20 protein-coding genes and 4 pseudogenes are annotated in these 22,364 nt (G+C 61.6%); 10 read left to right on the top strand and 14 right to left on the bottom strand.

Annotated elements, in window-relative coordinates:
* A partial coding sequence (locus tag E4K65_RS26430; protein WP_135176608.1) for an AI-2E family transporter occupies window positions 1–490 on the top strand: 490 nt, incomplete at its 5' end.
* A gap of 66 nt (window positions 491–556) precedes the next feature.
* Here the strand turns inward: E4K65_RS26430 and E4K65_RS26425 are convergent.
* From E4K65_RS26425 to E4K65_RS26395, 7 genes and pseudogenes are all read right to left on the bottom strand, one after another.
* Window positions 557–1,244, bottom strand: a pseudogene (locus E4K65_RS26425) (IS110 family RNA-guided transposase); the annotation flags it as partial.
* 107 nt (window positions 1,245–1,351) lie between these two features.
* Window positions 1,352–1,615, bottom strand: a complete 264-nt coding sequence (locus E4K65_RS26420) for a PepSY domain-containing protein (protein ID WP_135176607.1) — start codon at window positions 1,613–1,615, stop codon at window positions 1,352–1,354.
* Window positions 1,616–1,747: 132 nt separating this feature from the next.
* Window positions 1,748–2,026 (bottom strand): annotated as a pseudogene (locus E4K65_RS26415) (IS3 family transposase); the annotation flags it as partial.
* Between the two features lie 37 nt (window positions 2,027–2,063).
* On the bottom strand, window positions 2,064–3,437 hold the full coding sequence (locus tag E4K65_RS26410) for an IS30 family transposase (protein ID WP_135176606.1): 1,374 nt from the start codon (window positions 3,435–3,437) through the stop codon (window positions 2,064–2,066).
* Between the two features lie 4 nt (window positions 3,438–3,441).
* Window positions 3,442–4,365: pseudogene (locus E4K65_RS26405) on the bottom strand (IS3 family transposase); the annotation flags it as partial.
* A gap of 745 nt (window positions 4,366–5,110) precedes the next feature.
* Window positions 5,111–5,341, bottom strand: coding sequence for a hypothetical protein (locus E4K65_RS26400; RefSeq protein ID WP_135176605.1), 231 nt, complete (start codon window positions 5,339–5,341; stop codon window positions 5,111–5,113).
* A gap of 382 nt (window positions 5,342–5,723) precedes the next feature.
* Window positions 5,724–6,287 (bottom strand): GNAT family N-acetyltransferase, encoded by a 564-nt coding sequence (locus tag E4K65_RS26395; protein WP_167771159.1) that lies wholly within the window; start codon window positions 6,285–6,287, stop codon window positions 5,724–5,726.
* 480 nt (window positions 6,288–6,767) lie between these two features.
* On the opposite strand from E4K65_RS26395, the gene E4K65_RS26390 reads away from it, so the two are divergent.
* Both E4K65_RS26390 and E4K65_RS26385 read left to right on the top strand, forming a co-directional pair.
* The gene (locus tag E4K65_RS26390; protein ID WP_135176603.1) at window positions 6,768–7,310 is read left to right on the top strand and encodes a sigma-70 family RNA polymerase sigma factor; all 543 of its coding nucleotides are present in this window, start codon (window positions 6,768–6,770) and stop codon (window positions 7,308–7,310) included.
* Window positions 7,310–8,062 (top strand): anti-sigma factor family protein, encoded by a 753-nt coding sequence (locus E4K65_RS26385; protein ID WP_135176602.1) that lies wholly within the window; start codon window positions 7,310–7,312, stop codon window positions 8,060–8,062. Before E4K65_RS26390 ends, E4K65_RS26385 begins: the two co-directional genes overlap by 1 nt.
* A 570-nt stretch (window positions 8,063–8,632) precedes the next feature.
* Here E4K65_RS26385 and E4K65_RS47505 read toward each other — a convergent pair.
* Entirely contained in the window at window positions 8,633–8,806 is a 174-nt protein-coding gene (locus E4K65_RS47505; protein WP_167771158.1) for a hypothetical protein, read from the bottom strand.
* 182 nt (window positions 8,807–8,988) lie between these two features.
* Between E4K65_RS47505 and E4K65_RS26380 the strand changes: the two genes are divergently transcribed.
* From E4K65_RS26380 to E4K65_RS26370, 3 genes are read left to right on the top strand one after another with little or no spacing between them, the layout of a single operon-like run.
* A complete protein-coding gene (locus tag E4K65_RS26380) occupies window positions 8,989–9,780 on the top strand; it encodes an ABC transporter ATP-binding protein (protein ID WP_167771157.1) in 792 nt (263 codons plus the stop codon).
* Window positions 9,777–10,625, top strand: coding sequence for an ABC transporter permease (locus tag E4K65_RS26375; RefSeq protein ID WP_167771156.1), 849 nt, complete (start codon window positions 9,777–9,779; stop codon window positions 10,623–10,625). Before E4K65_RS26380 ends, E4K65_RS26375 begins: the two co-directional genes overlap by 4 nt.
* 18 nt (window positions 10,626–10,643) lie before the next feature.
* Window positions 10,644–11,684: an ABC transporter substrate-binding protein gene (locus E4K65_RS26370; protein ID WP_135176599.1), complete on the top strand. Its 1,041-nt coding sequence runs from the start codon at window positions 10,644–10,646 to the stop codon at window positions 11,682–11,684.
* A gap of 8 nt (window positions 11,685–11,692) precedes the next feature.
* On the opposite strand, the gene E4K65_RS26365 is transcribed toward E4K65_RS26370, so the two are convergent.
* From E4K65_RS26365 to E4K65_RS26350, 4 genes and pseudogenes are all read right to left on the bottom strand, one after another.
* On the bottom strand, window positions 11,693–12,526 hold the full coding sequence (locus tag E4K65_RS26365) for a phosphate/phosphite/phosphonate ABC transporter substrate-binding protein (protein ID WP_135176598.1): 834 nt from the start codon (window positions 12,524–12,526) through the stop codon (window positions 11,693–11,695).
* A complete protein-coding gene (locus tag E4K65_RS26360) occupies window positions 12,523–13,524 on the bottom strand; it encodes an ornithine cyclodeaminase family protein (protein WP_135176615.1) in 1,002 nt (333 codons plus the stop codon). Before E4K65_RS26360 ends, E4K65_RS26365 begins: the two co-directional genes overlap by 4 nt.
* Window positions 13,525–13,832: 308 nt before the next feature.
* Window positions 13,833–13,925, bottom strand: a pseudogene (locus E4K65_RS49545) (ATP-binding protein); the annotation flags it as partial.
* Window positions 13,926–13,966: 41 nt separating this feature from the next.
* Complete coding sequence (locus E4K65_RS26350; protein ID WP_135176597.1) at window positions 13,967–14,635, bottom strand: hypothetical protein; 669 nt, start codon at window positions 14,633–14,635, stop codon at window positions 13,967–13,969.
* A 103-nt stretch (window positions 14,636–14,738) separates the two neighbouring features.
* On the opposite strand from E4K65_RS26350, the gene E4K65_RS26345 reads away from it, so the two are divergent.
* Window positions 14,739–15,968, top strand: coding sequence for a hypothetical protein (locus E4K65_RS26345; protein ID WP_135176596.1), 1,230 nt, complete (start codon window positions 14,739–14,741; stop codon window positions 15,966–15,968).
* A gap of 486 nt (window positions 15,969–16,454) precedes the next feature.
* Here E4K65_RS26345 and E4K65_RS26340 read toward each other — a convergent pair whose 3' ends face one another.
* The gene (locus E4K65_RS26340) at window positions 16,455–17,918 is read right to left on the bottom strand and encodes a GH1 family beta-glucosidase (protein ID WP_135176595.1); all 1,464 of its coding nucleotides are present in this window, start codon (window positions 17,916–17,918) and stop codon (window positions 16,455–16,457) included.
* Between the two features lie 2 nt (window positions 17,919–17,920).
* Window positions 17,921–18,922 (bottom strand): glycoside hydrolase family 16 protein, encoded by a 1,002-nt coding sequence (locus E4K65_RS26335; protein ID WP_135176594.1) that lies wholly within the window; start codon window positions 18,920–18,922, stop codon window positions 17,921–17,923.
* 291 nt (window positions 18,923–19,213) lie between these two features.
* On the opposite strand from E4K65_RS26335, the gene E4K65_RS26330 reads away from it, so the two are divergent.
* The 3 genes from E4K65_RS26330 (at window position 19,214) to E4K65_RS26315 (ending at window position 22,341) form a co-directional block, all read left to right on the top strand.
* On the top strand, window positions 19,214–19,432 hold the full coding sequence (locus E4K65_RS26330; RefSeq protein ID WP_025576695.1) for a dodecin: 219 nt from the start codon (window positions 19,214–19,216) through the stop codon (window positions 19,430–19,432).
* A gap of 178 nt (window positions 19,433–19,610) precedes the next feature.
* Complete coding sequence (locus tag E4K65_RS26325; RefSeq protein ID WP_167771155.1) at window positions 19,611–21,515, top strand: sensor domain-containing diguanylate cyclase; 1,905 nt, start codon at window positions 19,611–19,613, stop codon at window positions 21,513–21,515.
* A gap of 202 nt (window positions 21,516–21,717) precedes the next feature.
* Window positions 21,718–22,341 (top strand): HAD family hydrolase, encoded by a 624-nt coding sequence (locus E4K65_RS26315; protein ID WP_347340971.1) that lies wholly within the window; start codon window positions 21,718–21,720, stop codon window positions 22,339–22,341.
* The last annotated feature ends 23 nt before the right edge of the window (window positions 22,342–22,364 follow it).

The following is a 22,364-nucleotide window of genomic DNA, read 5'->3' as shown; positions in this document are numbered from 1 at the left end:
GCAAGCCGTCGATATCTCTCAGCAGATCCAGGAGGACATATCGGGCTATCTGGTGACGATCACGGCCATGAATGCCGCGGTGGGCGCCGCGACGGCGGCCGCGATGTATCTTTGCGGCCTGGGAGATCCCTTGTTGTGGGGCACCACAGCCTTCCTGCTCAACTACATTCCAATTATAGGGCCGCTATTCGGGGTCTGCATCTTCGTGTTGGTCGGATTGCTGAGCTTCGAAAGCTTATGGTGGGCCTTGCTGCCACCGGCCATTTACCTTGGAATTCACCTGGTGGAGGGCGAAACACTGACGCCCATGTTGCTTGCGCGGCGCTTCACCCTGAACCCGGTGTTGATCATCTTGTCGCTGGTGTTCTGGTTCTGGATGTGGGGCGCGCTTGGGGCGATCCTGGCCGTCCCGATGCTGGCCATCCTGAAGATCATTTCTGATAGGTTGCGCCCGTTAAAGGCCCTGGGACACTTCCTTGAAGGGGAATAGCGACATCGGATGTCCCTGGAAACGCTTGTGAAGGCTTAGGCTTTACGCAATCAATAAGAGGCTATGTCGCCCATTGGCCCGAAAGAAGACGGCTATCGTGTGCGGACCGATGCCGGGGACGCTCATGAGGCGCTGGCAGTTGGCTTCCTTCTCGCCGATCTGGTCGATCTCGCCGGCGAGGGCCTCGATCCGCTCATCGAGATGTATCCAGTCTTCGTAGAGACCCACGATCAGATCGCGCATTCGCGGCGATATCTCGTCCTGCCGGATCTTCAAGATCGCCAGGAGCGAGTTCCGCAGAGCCGTCGCCCCAGTCCCTGACCGCGATGCCTTGCTCGATCAGAAAGGCACGGATCTGATTGATGGTCGCCGTTCGCCGAGAGACCAGGCGGGAGCGAACCCGATGCAGAGCCTCGAGGTCTAGCTGGTCCTGTGTCTTCTCGCGCACGACGCGCAGGTTCGGCCGTAGGGCGGCCTCTGCAATAGCTTCGGCGTCGTTGTAGTCGTTCTTCTGTCCCTTCACGAACGGCTTCACATAGATCGCAGGGATGATCCTTGGCTGATGGCCAAGTTGGCGCAGAGCACGGCTGACAAAGTGCGCGCTGAGACAAGCCTCCATGCCGACGATGCTGGGAGGCAGTAGTTTGAAGGCCTCAATGAGTGCCAGTCTCTTGATCTTGCGACGGAAAGCGATGTTGCCGTCAGTGCCGAAACCGACGACGTGGAAGACTTCCTTGCCGATGTCGATGCCGATCGAGGCTAGATGTCTGAATCACCGGGGCAGAGCAGACATGCTCTGCCCCTCGGCCATCGGCTGCTTCGGGCCAGTAGGCGACGTCGGGGCCGCCGACCTTACTCCTCTTAGCGATCAGGCCTTGCAGATATGATCTCGCCCGTCTTGGGGTCGGCGTGAAACTTCATCTTTTGGCCATCCTTGATGCCTTCGCCTTCCCATCGCCCGTCGTCGGCTTCAATTTTGCTCACCAGTGTAAAGCCCGACTTGAGAACCTTCTCGATGACTTGCTGGATTGGCATCCAGTCCGCCTCCGGTCGATCGGCATGAGCGAAGTTTGTCGAACCCGCCGACAGAACCACCGCGAGAACGACAGGCGCAATCCTATTCATGCGGAACCTCCTTGTGGGTGGGACCAACTAGTTTCGCAGCATTGTGGAATCAGGACACTCCTAAATTCAACTTAGGACGCTGAGGGAAAATACGGACATCAATGAGCTGCTGCCGGTTTGATGGACACCGGGTTAAGCTAATCCCACCTTGCGCTCGAACTCAACCGGGCTGAGATAGCCGATGGTCGAGTGCCTGCGGGTCGTGTTGTAAAATCGTTCGATGTAGTCGAACACATCGGCGCGTGCCTCGTCTCTGGTTCGATAAATCTTGTTGCCCGTACGCTCGGTCTTGAGCGAGGAGAAGAAGCTCTCCATCGCCGCGTTGTCCCAGACGTTGCCGAAGCGGCTCATGCTGCAAACGATGCCGTGGTCGGCCATCAGGCGCTGGAACTGCTCGCTGGTGTACTGGGCGGATCCAATCGGTCGTCGCAACACCGATTGTGTTCACTCACGACAGCAACTCGTCAAGCGCCTCTGCCGGCGTTTTCCAACCCAGGGTTTTTCTCGGCCGGGCATTGAGGGCCGCTGCCACGGCAGCGAGCTCGTCGGCGCTGTGGACGCTCAGGTCGGTGCCTTTCGGGAAGTACTGACGCAGCAGCCCATTTGTGTTCTCGTTTGTGCCACGCTGCCACGGGCTTTGCGGATCGCAGAAGTAGACTTGGACACCCGCGTCGATCTTAAGACGATCGTGCTGAGCCATTTCGGCTCCCTGATCCCAGGTCAGCGAACGACGCAGCTCTTCGGGCAAGCTGATGATGGTGCGTGTAATCGCGTCGCGCACCGCTTCAGCTCCGTGTCCTGCAACAGCAGGCCCATTCTTCATGCGCGGAGCTTCGCCATGCCCCGCAAGCCGGGGAAGATGCAGCAACATCGTGAAGCGTGTCGTACGCTCAACCAGCGTGCCGATCGCCGAGCTGCCAAGACCAAGGATGAGGTCTCCCTTCCAGTGACCCGGCACCGCGCGATCGGCCGCTTCGGCGGGGCGTTGACTGATCATGATCTCCGGCGAGACAAAGCTCTTGCCTCGCCTGCGTACGCGCGCCCTGGGGACCCGCAACACGCGCCCCGTTCGCAAGCAGGCCGACAGTTCGCGGCGTAGCGCTCCCCGACCCTGAACGAAGAGGGCTTGATAGATGGCTTCGTGGCTGATGCGCATCGTCTTGTCGTCCGGGAAGTCGATCGGCAAGCGTCGGGCAATCTGCTCCGGGCTCCAAGCCCTGGCCCATCGCCGATCCTTTCGGGGGCCATGCCGGCGGCCCTTCCACAGAACGGCGGGACCAGGAACGGCAGCGCCACTCGGGGTCGTGACGACGCCGGCCAGTCGCTGCTCCACATAAGTGCGCAAGGCTGTGTTGAGCGCAAGCTTGGTCGGTTTGGGTCGACGGGCCGATCGCTCGGCGTGCCATTGGGCTGTCGACGCACGATACTCCAGGCCGCCACTGCGCGTCGCGGCATTGCGTCGTAGCTCACGGGAGATGGTCGAGGCGGATCGGCCAAGTCGGCGTCCGATCTCGTGTCTCGAATGGCCCTGAACGCGAAGAAGTGCAATCTCCTCACGTTCCGCAAACGAGAGGTACCGCCCGGACGGCGGCTTGGTCGAAGATCTGAACATCGCTGGTGCCATGCCGCCCGCCTGTCGGAACAATCTGGCTCCGACAGGCTGCGACATACCAGCCGCCAATGCAGCATCCTCGCTGGTCATCCCCTGCGCGATCCCCAACCAGAATCGCTGGAGTGCAGATCGCCCCGCTACCGGCGGTCGTCCCGGTGACGGCAACGGCGCTCGTCCAGAACGGTGTGATCGTCGCTTTCGAACGCTCATCGCAACCTCCTTCGTTCAGGTGTTGCGACGACCGCTTGGATCCGCCCTGGCTGCCCTGGTCGGAGTGATGCAACAGCGCATCCGGCTTGCCGCGTCGCCAGACGGCCATCAACAATGCGTCCGTGACGAGCTGTGCCGTCATGGCCGCACTCATCGACCAGCCCACCACGCGGCGTGAGAACAGGTCGATCACCGCTGCGACATAGAGCCAGCCTTCGGCCGTCCAGAGATAGGTGAAGTCGGCGATCCATTTCTGGTTGGGACGCTCGGCGACGAACTGCCGGTCAAGCAAGTTCGCCGGTACGGTCTCGAGCTGTCGATCGCCGCTGTCCTTCGGCTAGCGCCGACGTCGCGGCCGCGCTCGCAAGCCTTGCAGGCGCATCAGCCGCTCAATCCGGTGCAGGCCGCAATCCGCCCCGCCGGCGAGCAGGTCACGCCACACCCGACGTGCGCCATAGGTGCGGTCGCTGGCGACGAAGCTGGCATTGACCTTGCCGCCGAGCTCCTCGTCGCTGCGGGATCTGGCACTGGGAGAGCGGTTCAGCCAGGCATGGAAGCCCGACCGCGACACTCCCAGCGCATCGCATAGCCATGCCACCGGCCAGATCGTCCGGTGCTTCGCGACGAAGGCGAACTTCATGTCGCTTCCTTCGCGAAGTAGGCTGCGGCCTTTTTTAGGATATCCTGCTCGGCCTTCAGCTTGGCGACCTCGCGGCGCAACCGCTCGATCTCTTGCTGCTCGGGCTTCATCTGCCCATGGCCGGGAAAGGCCTGCACCGGGTCAGAGCCGAACTCCTTCACCCCTTTTGCGCAGTACGTTCTCATGCACCCCCAGGTCGCGGCCGGCTTGCGCCACCGACACCCCGCGCTCCCTGACAAGCTTGATCGCTTCGATCTTGAATTCTCGGCTGAACTTCCGTCTCTGCATGACCAACCTCCGGCTTGATAAAGCACCCAATCTCGGTGTCCATCAAACCGGCAGCAGCTCACCCGGGGGCTCCTGGCGCATAGGAACGTTTTGATCCCAAGCGCGTCCTACAGGCGCATCGATCCTTAGTTTCTCGTGGATCGGCCAATGGAGAAAGCACTCGCCTACGCCATTTCGGCGCTCATTGTGGGCTTTGGTGTCTGCATCTTTGTTGCTGGCCTGGGCTCCAGCTCGCCCGCCCTATGGACCATCGTGGGGCTAGTCCCCATTGCGATCGGACTGATAAGCGCTTTCGGTCCTTCTTGATTGGCTCGGTTACATCGGGTGGATCGACGCCAGGTCGTCTGGAGTTTTCTCCAGAGAGGCAACCGTGGATCTAATCGAGATCGAGCGCGCGTTCTTAAAGCAGCTGTCTCCCGAAAAGTGGATCAGCACCCCGATCACAGCCGAGAGCTCGATCGTTCAATTCATGGCATTACTGCCGCCGCCACAAGATCGCCATCGGCTACACCTGGACCTGCTGCGGCGAGGCAAATCGCGGCGAGCGCAAGCACAGCGAACGCTGAGTATCCGAGGAGGATCAAGCTATCGTAATTGCGAGCCGTTGGACCGTAGGAAGTGCTTTGGATTCGATCGGTAATCGTCATGTCAATTACTCCGTGTTGGAACAATAATGGTGGTCACGTGGCAACAGTGCGGAGAAGTGGGTTCGCACGGAACGCTAGTTCGGGGTTGGCGCGCGAACTCATTTCGATCCGCCAAATCGCACGATCTGCGCGTGCTGTCCTGGCGAGCTAGACCGCGCGATCTCGGTGTCCTTGGATCCAGCCAGAAGGTACCCCACGCCGATGAGCACGAGCAGAACGGCGGAGTAGGCTAAAGACCAGCCAATCTGCCATCTGCGCCACAGTTTGCGGTCCCCGGGACTTAGCTCGTCCAGGTATTTTCTCCGATGAGGCTCCAGATAGTCGACCATATGCCCCTCCATCATCAGCCTCCGTCCTGCGGATCCCTGCTCGCCTCCACATCGTCAGACCAACAATGGTCAGACATCCGAGAGTGTTAAGCGCGAAAATGATCGCCATCGCAGCGTCACGCGAAACGATCATCGCGTAGCTTACAGTCGCTACATTTGCGGCGGAGAATAGCATCCAGGTACAGACTGAAACAGCCTTGGCGCCATTATCGTCGCGGTGAACGCGCACGATCTGGGGAAAATAGCCTAACAACCTCGCTGTGTTCAAAAATGCAAATGCGCCAAATGAGTAATCTGCCAAAGTCATTTCTGCACTCCAATACCTGAGTATCCTGGCTCGCTCTTCTGTGAACCAGCTCATAGGGCTTCGGAAGCGAGGGAGCTAAAGTTGTCTCCCACGCTGCCCGTTCACTCCCGGCAAATCATCGGCAATGGGTATTCTCAAATGTCTTGTGATGATTGGCCTCTGCACAAGATCGATCCGGGCACGGAACGTGCCAAAAGAAAGATCGATCCTGGCTCCCACCCTTTGCGCGAGTCTTCGCATCGGCCAGTTGTCGCTCGTGTAGATAAGATCAACGCTTCGGGCATCCATATCCAACGCTTGAAGCATCGACGTATTCAGCAGGCGCCGACCCATTCCACGCCGACGAGATGCTCCCTCCACCACGATCAGAAGCTCCATCACACCCGAGTCGCCCTGCCGATAAAGCTCCAGCAGCCCGCGAAGCCTCTGTTCAGAGAAGATTCCGAGCATGAGTTCAGCGTTTTCGAGCGCGGTGATCGCCTGCAGATCGAGCGCCGCATCCGAGAGCGGCGCTCCAAACCGACGGCAACGGGTCTCTGCATCGAGCCTGGACAAAAATGCCTGCACCGACGGAAGCTGCCCAATGTCGAGCTGACGGATGTCGAGATCAGACTGTTGTGGGTTGGACCACAACGACACGTCCCTCTCAGCTCGCGCGATTCCACTAACCGCCGCCATTGGCGTTCCTTTGTGCGAATGCCCGAATTGTCCAAGTGTACCGATGTTCAGTTAACTTGGCCCAATGCGAAAAAATTCCCGGGGGCTACTCGAAATCTTTTTCCTTTGACGGTCGGAATAAATGGCGATGTTTTCGAGTCTATTTCTGCCGTTGGATTCCAGCGACAAGTAATCCGTTCGCGCTACGCCTCGATCCCGGCAAGCCGATTGGCGCTGTAAATTGTTCAGCAGGAGCCATTGAGCGGTGGGATGCGATTATCTCATCGCGGTGCCTCAATTGCAGCGAAATGGTCCATTTGGATAAAGTTGGCTGCCGCTGCGACTGATGCACCGAGTTGCGAGGCTGCTTGTCCTTTGGAGGAAGCTTGAAGCGTCCACCTATTTTTCTGATGGCCGGGAATATTTGGTTCCATATTTGAGTTCATTAAGCAGGGGACGAGGTTGAACCCTAACGACGACAGGAAGAAGTTCACGACTGTCGTTGCGCCCTATCTGGCCGATGCGCATGCGTTTGCGCGCTGGCTCACGCACAACCGTGCAGACGCCGAGGACGTCGTGCAGGAGGCGTGCATTAGGGCGTTTCGAGCATTGCCGCGGTTCTCGGGACCGAATGCACGTGCTTGGCTGCTGACAATAGTGAGGAATACCGCTTTCACCTTGCTCAAGGAAAAAAAGGCCGCGGCTTTGGTTGGCCTTGACGAGCTGAGCGAGACCGATCGCTTCAGCGTCGAGCGGGGAAACGAAAGGGATGCGGCAGGATCACCGGAAGCAGCGCTAATTGCGGCCGCCGATGCGGCGAAACTTGAGGCCTTCATCGCGGCCCTGCCGGCCGAATTTAGGGAAGTACTGGTCTTGCGGGATATCCAGGGACTCGAATATCGCGAAATTGCGGGCATCACCGGTAGCCCGATCGGAACGGTGATGTCGAGGCTAGCGCGAGCCCGCCACAGGCTGATTGCACGAATGAAGCAGGAGAGTTGCTAGTGCCACTCTCGGACGACAATGATCTGCATCTCATTCACGCCTATCTCGACGGGGAACTTGACGTCATGGCCGCGCTCGCAGTCGAGCGCAAGATCGCAGCCGACCCCGACTTGCGGAAGCTCGCAGATGAAATCGTCACCTTAAAGAAGGTGCTGGCCGAGAAATTCCCGCCGGAACCGTTTCCGCCACGACTGCGATCGCGGATCGAGGCCGCCTTTGCGCTCGAAACGACACGACGAATGCCCAATTGGGCAAAGATCGCGGCGTCGATCTTGGTCGTGGCTGCCCTGTCCAGCACCTTGACCGGAATCGCACTCCGCAGGATCGCGTCGCAGGAGATCGTGGTAGCCGAACTCTTTGACGCCCACCTCCGCTCGCTGATGGCAGCACAGCCCACGGATGTCGCTTCCTCGGACCAGCATACGGTTAAGCCTTGGTTCAATGGTCGGATCACCCAATCGCCACGGGTCGTTGATCTCGCTGCTCAAGGCTTCGAACTTGTAGGCGGACGGGTCGATGTCGTCGGCAGGACACCGTTGTCGACCCTGGTATATCGCAGACGCGAGCACGTGATCAGCCTGACCGAAATCACCGGGCGTGATCAGCTCGACCTGCCATTCGATTGGCGGGCGGAGAATGGCTTCAACATGATCAGATGGTCAAACCGTGAGCGATTGTATGTCGCGATTTCAGATCTAAACGTGAATGAACTCGAAACTTTTGCGAAGGTGTTCCGAGGTAGTACCAGCTAGTGGCCGGCCTCTCGGCCTCGCTCACTGCCGCTCTGCCCGTTTGGCCCGAATATGCGGCAAAGAGAAACGGGCAAAAGCCGAGGCAGCGCCTTGGGCGATCACATGGAAATCTTCGTCATGGTCGCCTGCTTCACGGTCGCTAATCAGGCAGACAACAACCCCACTGCAAACTGATCAATTCCGGCGATATCTTGCGTTGGGCAACACGGCGCTGCTAAACGATAGTCGTTGTCGAAGGGACAGGCTGGTGCCGAATATCAAGCTGAGGCAACGCGGCGTTTGGCTTCCAACATGGGGCATGTTGTCGGCATCCCGATCTTCGGGTTACGCTGCCAACCATGATCCGTGTGTCGCCAGACCGAGCCTTCAGATTGGCTCAGATCTTCGCCTGGCTCTTGCCCGCGGCGGTGGTCGTATATGCCATTGCGCTCTGGATTGCGAGGAAAGGCCCGCAGGGGCCATCGCTAGCCGCCTGAGAACAAGCGTCTGATCTTCTATGCCGTCATGGCAGGTTGGCTTTCGCTCGCCACGTTTGTGGTTTCCGCAATAGGCACGGCCTCGACCATAGTACTAGGTTGGCGAGCGGATAGACGTCAGGTCGCCGAAGCCAAGTTGAAGATAGCGCAGCTGGAACTTGAGCTGTTCGAGGCGCGCGAGAAACACGCCCTCAAGGCTGGCGAACAACCCAACTAAGGATGAAGATAGCCAAATGAAGTGTGCCGGCGGCCACTCAAGGGCGAACATTCCATTCTGCTCCCGCCGTACGACGCATTTCAAACGAGGCTTTGCGTACAGCAGATTTGGTCGCACGATGCTAATAGCGTCCGCCCTCGACCAAATTGCCCAAAACCTCGCCACGTCCCTTGACTTGCTCAATCTGACGGCTTGGAATATGTATATACATGTCAGATCGAGGGTTGAACGGCATGGACGATCGCGTGCTGGTGTTCGACAGCATTGGACAAGACTTTCCGTCGCCGGGGCAGCGCACGCCGGTGCGAGTGCTGGACGGGATCAGCTTCGAGGTTGATCGCGGCAAGTTCATCGCGGTGATCGGGCCCAGCGGGTGTGGCAAGAGCACGCTGCTGCACATGGCTGCCGGCCTGCTGTTTCCGACGCGCGGCTCGGTGCATCATCGCGGGCACAACGTGACGTCCGTTAACACCGAGGTTGGCTTCGTGCCGCAGCAAGCGCAATTGCTGCCCTGGAAGACGCTTTTCGAGAACGTCGAATTGCCGCTGGTGTTGCGCGGAGTCTCTGCGCCGGAACGGCAGAAGCGTGTTACTGATGTTCTCCGCTCGGTCGGCCTGTTGGGTTTCGAGCAGCATTTTCCCAGCCAACTTTCCGGCGGCATGCAGAAGCGCGGGTCAATCGCGCGCACGCTGGTCTATCGGCCAGACGTCATCCTCATGGACGAGCCGTTCGGCGCGCTCGATGCCCAGACACGCATGGTGATGCAGAGCGATCTGCAGACATTGTCAGTGGAAGCCGGCGCCACCGTCATCTTCGTCACGCATGACATCACCGAAGCCGTGCTGCTCGCCGACAATGTCGTCGTGCTGAGCCAGCGGCCGTCGAAGCTGCTGGCCAACATCGCCATCGACCTGCCGCGGCCGCGCAACATGTTTGAGCCATTTAAAAACCCGGGCTTTGATGCCGCCTATGACGCGGTCTGGACCGAGTTCCGTTCCCAAATTCAAGTCGGACAGATACATTGAACGAGCAAAAGGCAATCAATGATGTTGCCTACCAGTCGTCGACTGCGTCGAACGGACTGGCTGCGATTGGCTCGAAAACCGTCCAAGTAGCGGTCAAGCTGCTGCCGGGCATCGCACTCCTGATCTTCTGGCAATGGGCATCCGGCCGGCTAATCAAGGAAATCTATGTCAGCAAGCCGACAGCGGTCATCGCGCGGCTTTACGAGTTGTTCGCCTCCGGAGAGATCTACCCGCATCTGTGGGTCACCGGACAGGAGCTCGTGCTCGGCTATGTCATCGGCGTCGCCGGCGGCGTGTTCGCGGGCTATGCACTCGGCCGCTCGCCCCGGCTGGCGCGGATCTTCGAGCCCTATGTGATGGCCTTCTACGGCATTCCCAAGATCGCCCTGGCGCCGCTCTTCATCATCTGGTTCGGAATCGGCATCGGATCGAAGGTCGCGCTTGCCTCGATCATGGTGTTCTTCCTGGTCTTCTATAACGTGTTTGCCGGCGTCCGCAGCGTCGATCGCGAGCTCGTCAATCTCACGCTGGTGATGGGCGCCAATCAGCGCCAGTTGACCTATCACGTGTTCCTGCCTGCCGCGGCGCCTTTCGTCATGCTCGGCATGCGGCTTGCAATTCCGTACAGCGTCATCGGCGTGATCGTCGGCGAGTTCACGTCCTCGATCCAGGGGCTCGGCCTCTTCATCCACGAGGCGTCCTCAACCTACGATCCTGCCGGCGTATTCGCCGGGATCGTGATCCTGCTCGGCTTCGTCACGATCGCCAATTTGATCGCCGGCGCCATCGAACGGCGACTGCTACGCTGGCGAACATTTTCGGGCTCCGGCCCAATCGATGCCTAAACCGAAGAGGATGGTGCAATGCGCGTGACGATGAATTGGGCGAAGATCGCTACACTCACTGCGGCGCTCGCATTGTTGCCCGGTCTGGCCGAAGCCCAGCAAGCCGTGAAGATCGGCCTGGGTGCACCGACGCTGAGCTTCCTGCCGATCTGGTCGGGGCGCGCGCTCGACACGTTCAAGCCGCAAGGCCTCACTGCCACAGTCGCAGCGCTGCCGGGCGGCGATGCGTCCGCGCTCGCGGCGCTCGATGCCGGCGATATCGATCTAGCCGCAGTCGGCCCGGATTCGATGCTGCGCGCGGCCGCGAAAGGCCAACCATTCGAGATCGTCTACTCCCTGATGTCGAAGGTGACGCTGCAGCTCGTTGTTTCCAAGGACTTCCTTGAGCGCACCGGCGTGAAGCCGACCGATCCGATGCAGAAGCGCTTGGCAGCGCTCAAAGGCGCGACCTTCGGCGCCACCGCGCTCGCCGGCGCCCAGGAAGCCGCGGCGCGCTGGCTCGCGGGACAAGGCGGCCTCGACGCGAAAAACGACATCAAGGTGGCGCAGATCGGCAATCCAGTCGCGATCCAGGCGGCGCTCGAAGCCAAGCGGATCGATGCTTATGTGCTGTCTCCTCCCGAAGGCTTTCTCTCGGAGAAGGCGGGGAGCGGCGTCGTCCTCGTCTCGATGGGCGATGAATTCCCGCTGCTCGCCAAGCAGCCCTATCTCGTGCTGGTTGCGAAAAAGCCGATCAGCCCGGCGACGTCGGACCTCATCACCAAGGCAGTGGCGGCGATGCAAGCTGCCAGCAAAGCGGTGCTAGAGAAGCCTACCGAGACGGCCGATGCGATCCAGAAGCAGTTCTTCGCCAAGGCTGATCCGCAGGCGATCAGCTCGGCGGTCAAGAGCATGAGCAACGGCGTCGCCGACCTCGGCAAGATCGACGTCGACGGCATGAAGAACGCGCTGAACTTCAACAAGGAAGTAGGCAACAATTTCGGCAAGGATTTCGACGCCGCGGCGACCAAGGACGATCTGTGGACTAACCTCTTCGTCGACGGTGCGAAGGCGAAGTAAGGGCGCCGTCAGCGGGGCTGCGCGTAGCCGACGCAGCGCGCCTCGTTATCCCAGCGCAGCATGAGATCGTAGACGGCGATGTCGACCGGCGCGAAAGTGTCGAGACAGAGCCGATCGCGCAGGGGGGCGCAGGCTGGCGCTGCAGCAAGTGTGAGAAGCGTAGCCTGCAATCTTGTGATGATCTCGTCGGGGCAATCGGCCGCCGCGACCAGGAACGGAATCGGCGCAAGATCGGTCGTTGCGACGACGCGAATCTGCGAAGCGAGCGCCGGATCGTGGCGCAGCATCAGGTCCAGCGCATAGCTGTCGAGCGGCCCAACATCGATATCGCCGGCTAGAAGCGCCTCAATCACCCGGCGCGGTGTCGTCAGCGGCCCGACGCTTTTCTGGTACAGCTTCGCTCCGTGTCTCTTGAAGTACGGCAATAGATGATGGCGCAGCGCGTTGTAGCCGGAATGCGAGTCGGAGGCGGTGTAGCCGAGCCGGCCGCCGAACGTGTCCTCAAGCGATTGAAAGCGCGTGTTTGCGCCGACGGCAAGCCTGGTCGCATAGACCGGTTTCCCGCCATAGAGCGCACCACTTGGGATGGGCGCCGCAACCGGCCGCGGACGATCGCCTGTGAGCATGAACGGAAATCCGCACATGAAGGCTGCGCCGAGATCCTTGCGCGCCCAGAGATCTGAGAGCGCAAGCGGGAAGGCGTGATCGACCACGTCGAGATCAACGCCGCTCTCGCGCGCGAGCCACGCGAATAGCCCCTTCCATGCCGCGGCCGCCCCTGGCGCCGGCGAATACATCCGCGCATTGGCGACGTATCGCGGCGCTGGCGGCCGGCCGGTCATGCAAAGCGCAGGCGCTGGCCGACGCCGATCCGCTCCGCCTTTTCAAGCATCGCATGGCCCAGGGCGATATCGGAGAGCGACAATCCGCGATGCCAGAGCAGATTGGTCTCGTTATCGCTCTGCCGTCCCGGCTTCAGCCCAGCAACGATCTGCCCGAGTTCGGCGTGAAGCGTTGTCTCCGACAGTTTCCCGGCTTCGACATGGGCGCGGAGGCTGCCGAACTTGCCGCCCTTGCACTGTCCCCAATCATCGACCACGAGCTTGCTCATGATATCGGTCAGCGAAAGTTCGATCGCACTCATCGTGCCATAGGGCACCACGAACGCACCCTTCTTGATCCATTCCGTCTTGAGCATCGGCGTTGGCTTGTCGAGGCGCGAGGCCTCCACGACGATGTCCGCGCCCTGGAGGCAGGATTGCCAATCCTCGGTCGCAACAACCTTCTTGCCGAGATCCTGACTGAGCTTCTCGGCAAAGCTATTGCGGCTTTCCTCGCGGCGCGAATGCACCCGGATCTCGTCGAAATCGAAGAGGTGATCCAGCAGCCGCACGTTCCAATAGGCAGTGCCGCGTGCGCCGATATGGCCGAGCACCTTGGAGTTCTTGCGGGCGAGGTATTTTGCGCCGATCGCGGTGACCGCGCCCGTGCGCATGTCGGTAATGCCGCTTGCGTCCATGATCGCCTTCGGCGCGCCGTTGGAGGGATCGAACAGCGCCAGGATGCCCAGCTCCGAATGCAGACCTTGCTTATAGTTGTCGACGAAGTCGCCGACGATCTTGATGCCGGCCCGGTCAATCGGCGCCTTGATCGCGCCGCGCAGCACGTTGAAGTGGCCGTTGGCGACGCCAGGCTCCAGATGGACGCGCGGCTCGATAACCGTGTTGCCGCGGCCCTGCGCCGCGAGGCTGGTCTCGATCGCCGTGAGTATCTCCTCGTCGGTGATCTTCAGTTCCTCGATGTCGAGGCGGTTCAGGTAGGAGATGTAGATCGGCGGCATCATGGCGGTGGCTCCCGATAATATGTCTATACATTAAGCGGGGCACAGAGACTGTCAATCTGGCGGATTTGCAAACCGGATCAGTCGGCAACGCCGACCGGATCGGCGATGCACGACCAGCCCGCCAGCATCATCGGAGCTGCTTTGCATTGCGCTGCGAAGACCCGTCGCTTGCGACGCGTGTTCTATTTCTGACGGCCCGCCCGGAACGCTCGTCTGCAGGATCCCACAGAACCGTACATGGTTTCCCCCAGTGACGGGACGGAGGGAGGCGGAGCCGACCGGAGGGCCCCGGCGGGCAGCGCCTTGATGAGGCCGCTCTTCCGTTTGGCGCGGAGCCGGTAGCTGTCGCCGCGGATCGTCAGCACGTGGCTGTGGTGCAGGAGCCGATCGAGGATTGCGGTCGCGAACGATGTCGGCGACGCACCCGAGCCAGCGAAGCTTAGGCGATCGCCTCTGCAATTGCCTTAAGCGATTTTAGATCGATGGCGCGAATGGTCAAAAGTTGGCCTTCAGCCTGCAATCGGCGCAGATCCCAAACCTGTACTCCGGCCGTGCGGAGCGGCCCGTATACGGTCTCAATCTCAATTCTCCCCCGGATACCGAACATGATGGCGGCAGCGTTCATCGGGAAGACAAGATGCACGAAGAGATATTCGGTCGGCTGCGTAGCATGTACATGGCGCTCACTACGATAGAACTGGTCGCGCAGGCCCGGCGTGAACAACTCCGCATCACGCAACAGTATAAGCACCTCCCGGAGCGCGTCCGAGAAGGCGTGGTGCTCTGGCAAGTTGGCTAGCGGAATATCGACTCGCCACAGTTCGTGGTGAGGCCGTTCGTTGCTGCGCATTCGAATTGATGTCCGAGGAAGCGACCGCAAGCATTCAACCGTTTTGACACTATCCTTAGTTCTGTCGCTGCCGGCAACCGCGAGAAGAAGGTTGAGCGCATCGTCCGGGTTCATGTCCGCAGCACCGCCGCCTTTCTTGGCTTTTGTAATATGGCCGGCCTCGCGCAAATTGCGGAGATGTACGTCGACTGACTCCAACTGTTCGTGCAGGCCTAGCGCCTCGGCGACCGCTTTTCTCAATTGTCCAGGTTTTGCCATAGGGAGAAGTTGACCGCCCAAGTGATAATAGCACGTTAACCATCCGTTCGGGATAATACACCGAACGATTGATCATTGACGTTCAGAGTACTATCCCGAACAGATGAAGTTTTCAGGAATTTCGGCCAAGGACACTGACGATTCCGCCGCGAATCTGCCGGGTGCCCAGTCGGTGATTAATCAGGTAAACGTCGATGGCCCTGCAATAGCTGGCCCTTTGCACCAGACCCGCCGGCCTAAAACGGCGGCCGAACGACAACGCGCCTGTCGGCAGCGCAAGCGGCAGCAGCGCCAGATTGCGCTGGCTGCTGTCCTGCCCGAAGTCCTTCAAAGCAACCTGCCTGTCACGTCCGCCGATAAGTTAGCAGTCGCGGCCGACGCCACGTTAGCGGCCCCTGCCGCCATCACGCCCACCACTCTTGCCGTCGCATTACCGGCCACGGCCGACGTCACGTCCGTCGCTCCGTCCGTGGCGCTGTCCGTCGCTCCCTCGGTGGCGCTACCGGTCCTGGCCGACGTCTCGCTCGGCGTCCCCGACGTCACGTTACCGGTCACGGCCGGTGTCACGCCCAGCGCTCCCGCCGTCACGTTACCGGTCACGGCCGGTGTCACGCCCGTCACGTTGTCACACGTTCTCGCAACGCGCGGACGGTGGGTCATCTCGCACTGCTTGACGGCAGTTGCTCTCGTCCTCTGCGGCGTTGCCATCGCGATGAATGGTCTGTTTGCCCAGTCGCTGGCGTCAACCGACCGCTCCGGGCGGTTGTTTCTCGCCCTTGGCGTGGCCGCTGATCTCGTTGTCCACACCGTGCCTTCAACTGCTGCGCAGATTTGGCGGGCACGTAAGCGGATTACGGCTGCGGCAGCTTGGCTGGTATGGTTGATCGCCTCAGTGTTCGCCTTCATCGGCAGCATCGGGTTCGCTTCAATTAACGTCACCGACGTGACGCTTGCGCGCGCGTCACGCGTTACGCCCGCGGTGACGACAGCGCGAGCTGCGCTAGATGACGCCATCACGGCACGCAACCGGGAATGTGCCGGTGGGGTGGGCCGGTTCTGTCACGAGCGCGAGAAAGTAGTGACCGAGCGCCAGCGCGCGCTCGATGCGGCATTGAGTTCGGTCGAACAGGCCAGCGACCCCCAAAGCGACGCGGCCATCAAGATCGTGGCTTGGATCAGCGCCGGAAAACTGAAACCGACTGCCGAGGACTTCAATATGCTGCGCTTGGTGCTCTTGGCTTTACTCCCTCAGCTCGGCGGCGTCTTGCTGATGATCGCTGGGCGCGCAAGGAGGAACAGCCAGCTTGTCCCAACTGGCTGCCAATCGAAATAACCCCGACGTGCGCATCGTGCGCTGCGCTGCACAGGACCAGAAGGTCGTCGCATCTCGTTAGGCAGCTCAAGTCCCGGCGCGCCCGCCTGCGGTGCACCTGAGGGATGTGTCGCGGTGGGTCCTTGAATGTTGAAGCGGCGAGCGACCCTATGTCGCGCTCCTGACCAGGCCTCTAGGCGGCCAGATCGCCCGGATGGTCCCTGAGAAGCAGTCGGTAAGCGCGGTCATCAGATTCGTCTGAGCCAACTGTGTTCGCGAACACCGGCACGCGACCGCAGCAGAAATCCACATTTTTGCGATTAGCGCATGCAACTAGCAAGCGCGCCGAAGTCGGATTTTCGATTTTGATACACTCTTATGTGTCGCAAAATGCCAGCCGATACAGTCTTTTGAGTCGCACGCGACATTTTTATGTGTCGCACAGGCTCCGGAATCATTGAGGATTCTTGGTTAATTTGACAGGCTTATGTGTCGCAGCACATCCACTCACACCCCGATCGCGTTCCTCGCCACCACGTCCCGATAGAACGCGGCACTCAGCTTCGGCACCCTCGCCTGCGTCTCGAAGTCGACCCGATACAGGCCGAAGCGTTTCCCGTAGCCGAAGATCCATTCAAAGTTGTCCATCAGGCTCCACAGGAAGTAGCCGCGGATCGGCACCCCTTCCGTGACCGCGCGCTGCATCTGGGTCAGATAGTTGCGCAGGAACATGATGCGGTCGAGGTCGTAGACCTGGCCGTCGGCGGAGATCTTGTCTTCCGACGAGGTGCCGTTCTCGCTGATGTAGATGGTCTCGATGTTCCAGATCTTCGCGGCGAGGCGCGGCGCCCAGTAGATCACTTCGGGGCCGATCCGCAGCCATTCCGAATTCATGTGCGGGAACGAGGTGGGGAACGGCAGCACGTGGAAGCCGGGCGCGCGGTCGGAGGCGGTGACATAGAACTGCGGTGCGTAGATGTTGAGGCCGACGAAGTCGTTCGGCGTGCCGATGATCTTCAACTCCTCGGCGGTGAATTTCGGCGCGTCCGCGCCGGCATAGGCGAGGAAGCCGTCGGTATACTTGCCCTCCAGCACCACGCCGAGGAAGCCGGCGTTGAGCTCGCGCGTTGCAATCTCGGCGGCACGGATGTTTTCCGGCGTTGCGATCGCCGGCACGCAGGCCGCGATATTCTCGGCTGCGCCCACCCTTGTGCCGGCGCGCCCTGAGGCGCGGATCGCCTGCACGGCAAGCCCGTGCGCCAGCGCGACGTGATGGCGGACCTGGTTCAACTGCGCCGCCGGCAGCTTGAGGCCGGGCGCGTCGATGCCCCAGCCGTAGCCGAAATTCACGAAGCGCCCGACCTCGTTCACGGTGAAGATGTTTTTCACGCGATCGGTCAGGCGTGCGGCGACGTACGCGGCGTAGTCGGCAAAGGCCTTCGAGGTGTCGCTCGACTGCCAGCCGCCGACGCGGTCCTGGAGCGCCTGCGGCAGGTCCCAGTGATAGAGCGTCGCATAGGGCTCGATGCCGTTTGCGAGCAGCTCGTCGACCAGGCGATTGTAGAAATCGAGCCCATTGGGATGGGGCTGCCCCGCCCCATCGGGAAACACCCGCGGCCACGCGATCGAGAAGCGGTAGGCCTTGACGCCGAGCGCCTTGATCAGCGCGACGTCCTCCTTGTAGCGGTGATAATGCTCGTTGGCGCGGTCGCCGGTGGAGCCGTCCTCGATCTTGCCGGGCGTGTGGCTGAAAATGTCCCAGATCGATTTGCCGCGTCCGTCCTCGTTGACGGCGCCTTCGATCTGGTAGGACGAGGTCGCGGTGCCCCACAAGAAATCCTTCGGGAACGGCGCGCCGTGCCCGGCCGATGCTGGCGTTTCGCTCTCCGCAGCGCCGACGCCCGTCGCCGCTCCCAGCGCGGCAAGGCCGGCGAGCTTGGCAAGATGACGCCGCGAGAAATCCGCCGACATATCTATCTCCGCGCCTGCTCCATCTCGATCTGATAGGCGGAAACCCGGTCGATCTCGAATGCGACGGCCGGCGGTGATTCCGCATCGACGGGACCGACGCCGAGAAAGAACTTCGATCCGATCGCGAGATTGACGATCATGTACATGGGATCGTCGAAGCCGATCGGCACTTTGATGTCGGACACCGGCTTGCGGTCGATGAAATAGACCAGGCGATCCTCCTCCCACAGCACACCGTAATTGTGGAATGAGCTCGAAGCGTCGCCGACCGCGAAGTCGAAGCCGCAGGACTGGATCTTCTGGGTCGACGGAATCCGCCAATGCGTCGTCATCACGAGATCGCCCGGCCGCTCACCGCGGCCTTCCAGCACGTCGACCTCCGGCGGCCAGCCGCCGTCGTCCGCCAGCATCCAGAACGCCGGCCACACCGCATGGCCGACCGGGAGCTTGGCGCGGATTTCGAAATAGCCGTGCTTCTGCGCGAACGTGCCCTGCGTCGTCAGGATCCCGGAGATGTACTCGTTGTTGAACAGAACGGACTTCAATTCCGGCGGTGTACGGCTCGCGACGATCGAGAGCACGCCGTCCTTCACCTTGAACGGATCGAGCCCGAGCGGCGCCGCGGCGCGCCCCGAATAGCGCGGATCGACATAGATCTGCTGCTCGCCATTGGCGCTGGTCTTGCGCTTGAAGTCGGAGCCGTCGCCGCCCCAGTAGCGCGCCTCCGGCCACGCCGCGCCGCCGGCATAATGCGGCACCCAGCGTCCGCCCGACAGCGGATGCTCGTCGAAATCCTCGTTGAACGTCCGCCGCAGCGGCCGGAAGATCAGCGAGGCAGGATTGACCGTTTCGAGCTTGCGGCATTCGATCGTGGACGGATCGGTCGTCACCTGCAGCGACATGGTGCCGGGCGCGTCGTCGAGATCGTCCGGCACCGCGCCCAGCGCTGGCACGGCGGACAGACTGATTGCGACCAGAGCGCTCCTCGTCCAACGGCCGATCATCGCTGCACATCGAAGGTATAAGGAAACGGACCGAGGCTAACGCGCCCGCATTGGAGCGAGCAAGAGCGGCCAGGCGGCCGCGGACGAATTTGGGGGCACCGGCCGAACGCGCGACCCATATTTTCGTGCACTTGCACAAACTGGACACCGCCATGGACCGCGGTCGGCTTGTGGCGCGGCCGATCGCCGGGGACGGAACCCGGGGCGCCCGGATCCGTTCAAGGTGGAGGCCGGCCGGATGTATCGCGACAGACGTATCCGGGCCCGTCACAGCACAAGGGGAGACGCGCCATGCCCACAGCCGAGAAGGATCACGTCTACAAGATCCTGGAACTGGTCGGATCATCCGAAACTTCGATCGAGGATGCGATCAAGAACGCGATCAGCCGCGCCGCCAAGACCATCCGCGAGATGAAATGGTTCGAGGTGGTGCAGACGCGCGGCCACATCGAGAACAACGCCGTGCGCCACTATCAGGTGACGCTGCGGGTCGGGTTTACACTGGAATAGTGAGGCAGGGGACGCCAATCCGACGTGAGGTCAGCATGGTTAACATCCTCCGACGATAACCCGTCGAAACATCGAGGACTGGTTCCGGCCGGATACAGGATTCACACAATCAGCGCGGATGACGCAACAGCCCGTTAAGACCAAAGTGCGAGGTTTGCACCGAAATGGAGCAAGCCTGATGAGTACGGGCCGCGACCTCGGAAAGACGCGTCTTCCGCTCTGGGCGGCGGGCTTCGTCATGCTGACCTGCTTCGCCATCCTGGGCTTGAGCGGCTGGCGCGAATGGGAAACGCGCAATGCCGAGCTCAGAACCGCCGAAATCGACGTGGCCAACCTCGCGCATTCGCTGGTCCAGCATGCCGACGACACGTTCGAGCTCGTCGATACCATCCTCGTCGGACTGGTCCATCGGCTCGAGCTCGACGGAACGGGTCCGGACACGATCGCAAAGCTCCAGACCTATCTGCCGACCCGCAAATCATCGGACCGCATCCACGGCATCTTCGTCTATGACGAGACCGGCCGCTGGCTTGCCACGACCGAGCAGGTCGACTTCTCCAAATTCAACAACAGTGACCGCGAATATTTCCAGCGCCATCGCGACTCGCCGGACCCGGGCACGCTGATCGGACGACCCATCAAGAGCCGCTCCGGGGGCCAATGGATCATCACCGCGTCTCGCCGGATCAACCACCCCGACGGCAGCTTCGCCGGCGTTGCCCTGCTCACGATCGACGTCAGCTATTTCGTCAGGTTCTACGAGCGCTTCGACCTCGGTCCGCACAGCTCGGCGTCGCTGCTGAACAACGACGGCATCATGCTGGCGCGCAGCCGCGACGAGAGCGGCGCCTTCGTCGGACGCGACCTGTCCAACGCGCCGTTGTTCAAGCAATGGAAAACCCGTCCGGCTGCGGCAGTCTACTATTTCAAGTCGCCGCTGGATGACGTGCAGCGGCTCAGCTACTACCAGCGCAGCAGCCGCTATCCCCTGATGGTGCTGGCGAGCAAGTCGCAGGACGACGTGCTGGCCCCTTGGCGCCGCGCGGCGGTCGCACGCATGACCATAGTCCTCGGCCTCGTCCTGCTGATCGCGGCGATCGGCTTTTACCTGGTCCGCCAGCTCTTGCAGCGGCAGCGCATGGCACAGGCTCTGATCGCCAAAGAAGCCCATTTCCGCCTGCTGGCCGAGCAATCCAGCGACATGGTGACCCGGATCGGACTGGACAACCGGCTGATCTACGTTTCTCCGTCATGCGCGCGCATCATCGGCTGGTCTTCCAGCGAACTACTGGGGACGTCGGCCGTAGCCGGGGTTCACGCGGACGACATGGAACGGGTCGAGCAGGCGATTGCCGCGCTGAAGAACGGCGAGGCGGAGGAGGCAAGGTTCGTCTACCGGCAGCGCCATCGCGACAAGGGCGAGATCTGGGCCGAGTCGGCCCTGCACGTGACCCGGGCGTCCGACAGCGGCGAGATCGACGGCGTCGTCGCGGTGGTGCGCGACATGACCGAGCAGAAGGACTTGCAGGACAAGCTCGCCTCGCTCGCGGCGACCGACGGCCTCACCGGGCTCGCCAACCGGCGCGCATTCGATGAGCGCCTCGCGGACGAATGGGCCCGCGCCCGCCGCGACGGCACCCCACTCTCGCTCCTGCTGATCGACGTCGATCATTTCAAGGCGTTCAACGACCATTACGGGCATTTGGCCGGCGACGGCTGCCTGCGCGCGCTGGGGCGGATCCTGTCCGCTCATCCCCGGCGGCCGGCCGACCTCGCGGCGCGCTACGGCGGCGAGGAGTTCGCCGTGCTGCTGCCGAACACCGATGCAGACGGCTGCGCCAGGGTCGGCGAGGAGATTCGCGGCGCGTTGCGCGACCTCGCCATGCTGCACGCGCAGAATCCGCCCTCACGGCTCGTCACGGTGAGCGTGGGCGCCGCGACGGGGTTTCCATCCGAGACCACGACCGACTCCAGCGCGCTCGTGGCGGCCGCCGACCGCGCGCTCTATGCCGCCAAGGACAGCGGCCGCGACCGGCTGATCGCATCGGGACAGGTCGTGCCCTGGCCCGCGAAGAGCGCGTGACGCAATCGCCAACCGCCCAGGCGTAGCGAACGCTTGCCCCGAGCATAGCCGCGGGTGACGTTCGAGAACTCGCCTTCGAAACGCGCCGCCGCCGACCAGGCAGCATCGCGGCGATCGGCCCTTTCCCGGATTTGTCGCCCGCGTTCGGGCGGGATATGACTGCGATCACGGCCGGAGGTTCGGCCGATCCGAGAGTGTTGCTGTGCCCGATGGGATCAAGCTCGTCCTCTTCGACATGGACAATGTCCTCTGCAACTACGACAGGGGACAGCGTGTCGCGTGTCTGGCAGAGCTCGCGGGATCGACCAGCGAGTTCGTCCACAACGCGATCTGGGACAGCGGCTTCGAATCGCTCGGCGATTCCGGCGCTCTCGATGCCGGGGATTATCTGCGAGGCTTCGGCGAGCGCATGGGCTACCCGCTGTCGCTCGACGAGTGGGTGGAGGCGCGGCGCCGTTCAATGCAGGCCGATCGCGCGATGCTGGAGATTGCCCGACGTCTGCGCGAAACCGTCGATATTGCCGTCCTGACCAACAACACCACGCTCGTCGCCGATCACATCGACACGCTGCTGCCGGACTTGCTGCCGCTGTTCGGCTCCCGGATCTACACCTCGGCCCAGTTCAAGACGGCAAAGCCGGACCCGCGCTGCTATCGCCTCTGCCTGACCGAGCTCGGCGTGATGCCGGAGACCGCGCTGTTCGTCGACGATCTCCCGGCCAATGTTGCCGGCGCGCGCGAGGCGGGCCTGTTCGCGCATCACCACACGTCGGTGCAGGCTTTCAGGCAGGCCCTTTCGGCGTACGGCCTGCTTCAGGGCGAATGAATACGCGTCCTGCTTTGCCCGGC

This window comes from Bradyrhizobium niftali (genome assembly GCF_004571025.1).
Taxonomy (GTDB): Bacteria; Pseudomonadota; Alphaproteobacteria; order Rhizobiales; family Xanthobacteraceae; genus Bradyrhizobium; species Bradyrhizobium niftali.
Note: the sequence above shows the minus strand (reverse complement) of the source record. Positions and strands in the feature narration are given on the sequence as shown.

Excerpts from the sequence above, each read along its gene's own strand:
- E4K65_RS26370 (WP_135176599.1), top strand. The coding sequence starts at position 10,644 with ATGCGCGTGACGATGAATTGGGCGAAGATCGCTACACTCACTGCGGCG.
- E4K65_RS26380 (WP_167771157.1), top strand. The coding sequence starts at position 8,989 with ATGGACGATCGCGTGCTGGTGTTCGACAGCATTGGACAAGACTTTCCG.
- E4K65_RS26350 (WP_135176597.1), bottom strand. The coding sequence starts at position 14,635 with ATGGCAAAACCTGGACAATTGAGAAAAGCGGTCGCCGAGGCGCTAGGC.
- E4K65_RS26335 (WP_135176594.1), bottom strand. The coding sequence starts at position 18,922 with ATGATCGGCCGTTGGACGAGGAGCGCTCTGGTCGCAATCAGTCTGTCC.
- E4K65_RS26345 (WP_135176596.1), top strand. The coding sequence starts at position 14,739 with ATGAAGTTTTCAGGAATTTCGGCCAAGGACACTGACGATTCCGCCGCG.
- E4K65_RS47505 (WP_167771158.1), bottom strand. The coding sequence starts at position 8,806 with ATGTTCGCCCTTGAGTGGCCGCCGGCACACTTCATTTGGCTATCTTCA.
- E4K65_RS26410 (WP_135176606.1), bottom strand. The coding sequence starts at position 3,437 with ATGAGCGTTCGAAAGCGACGATCACACCGTTCTGGACGAGCGCCGTTG.
- E4K65_RS26330 (WP_025576695.1), top strand. The coding sequence starts at position 19,214 with ATGCCCACAGCCGAGAAGGATCACGTCTACAAGATCCTGGAACTGGTC.
- E4K65_RS26420 (WP_135176607.1), bottom strand. The coding sequence starts at position 1,615 with ATGAATAGGATTGCGCCTGTCGTTCTCGCGGTGGTTCTGTCGGCGGGT.
- E4K65_RS26400 (WP_135176605.1), bottom strand. The coding sequence starts at position 5,341 with ATGGTCGACTATCTGGAGCCTCATCGGAGAAAATACCTGGACGAGCTA.
- E4K65_RS26340 (WP_135176595.1), bottom strand. The coding sequence starts at position 17,918 with ATGTCGGCGGATTTCTCGCGGCGTCATCTTGCCAAGCTCGCCGGCCTT.
- E4K65_RS26325 (WP_167771155.1), top strand. The coding sequence starts at position 19,611 with ATGAGTACGGGCCGCGACCTCGGAAAGACGCGTCTTCCGCTCTGGGCG.
- E4K65_RS26365 (WP_135176598.1), bottom strand. The coding sequence starts at position 12,526 with ATGACCGGCCGGCCGCCAGCGCCGCGATACGTCGCCAATGCGCGGATG.
- E4K65_RS26360 (WP_135176615.1), bottom strand. The coding sequence starts at position 13,524 with ATGCCGCCGATCTACATCTCCTACCTGAACCGCCTCGACATCGAGGAA.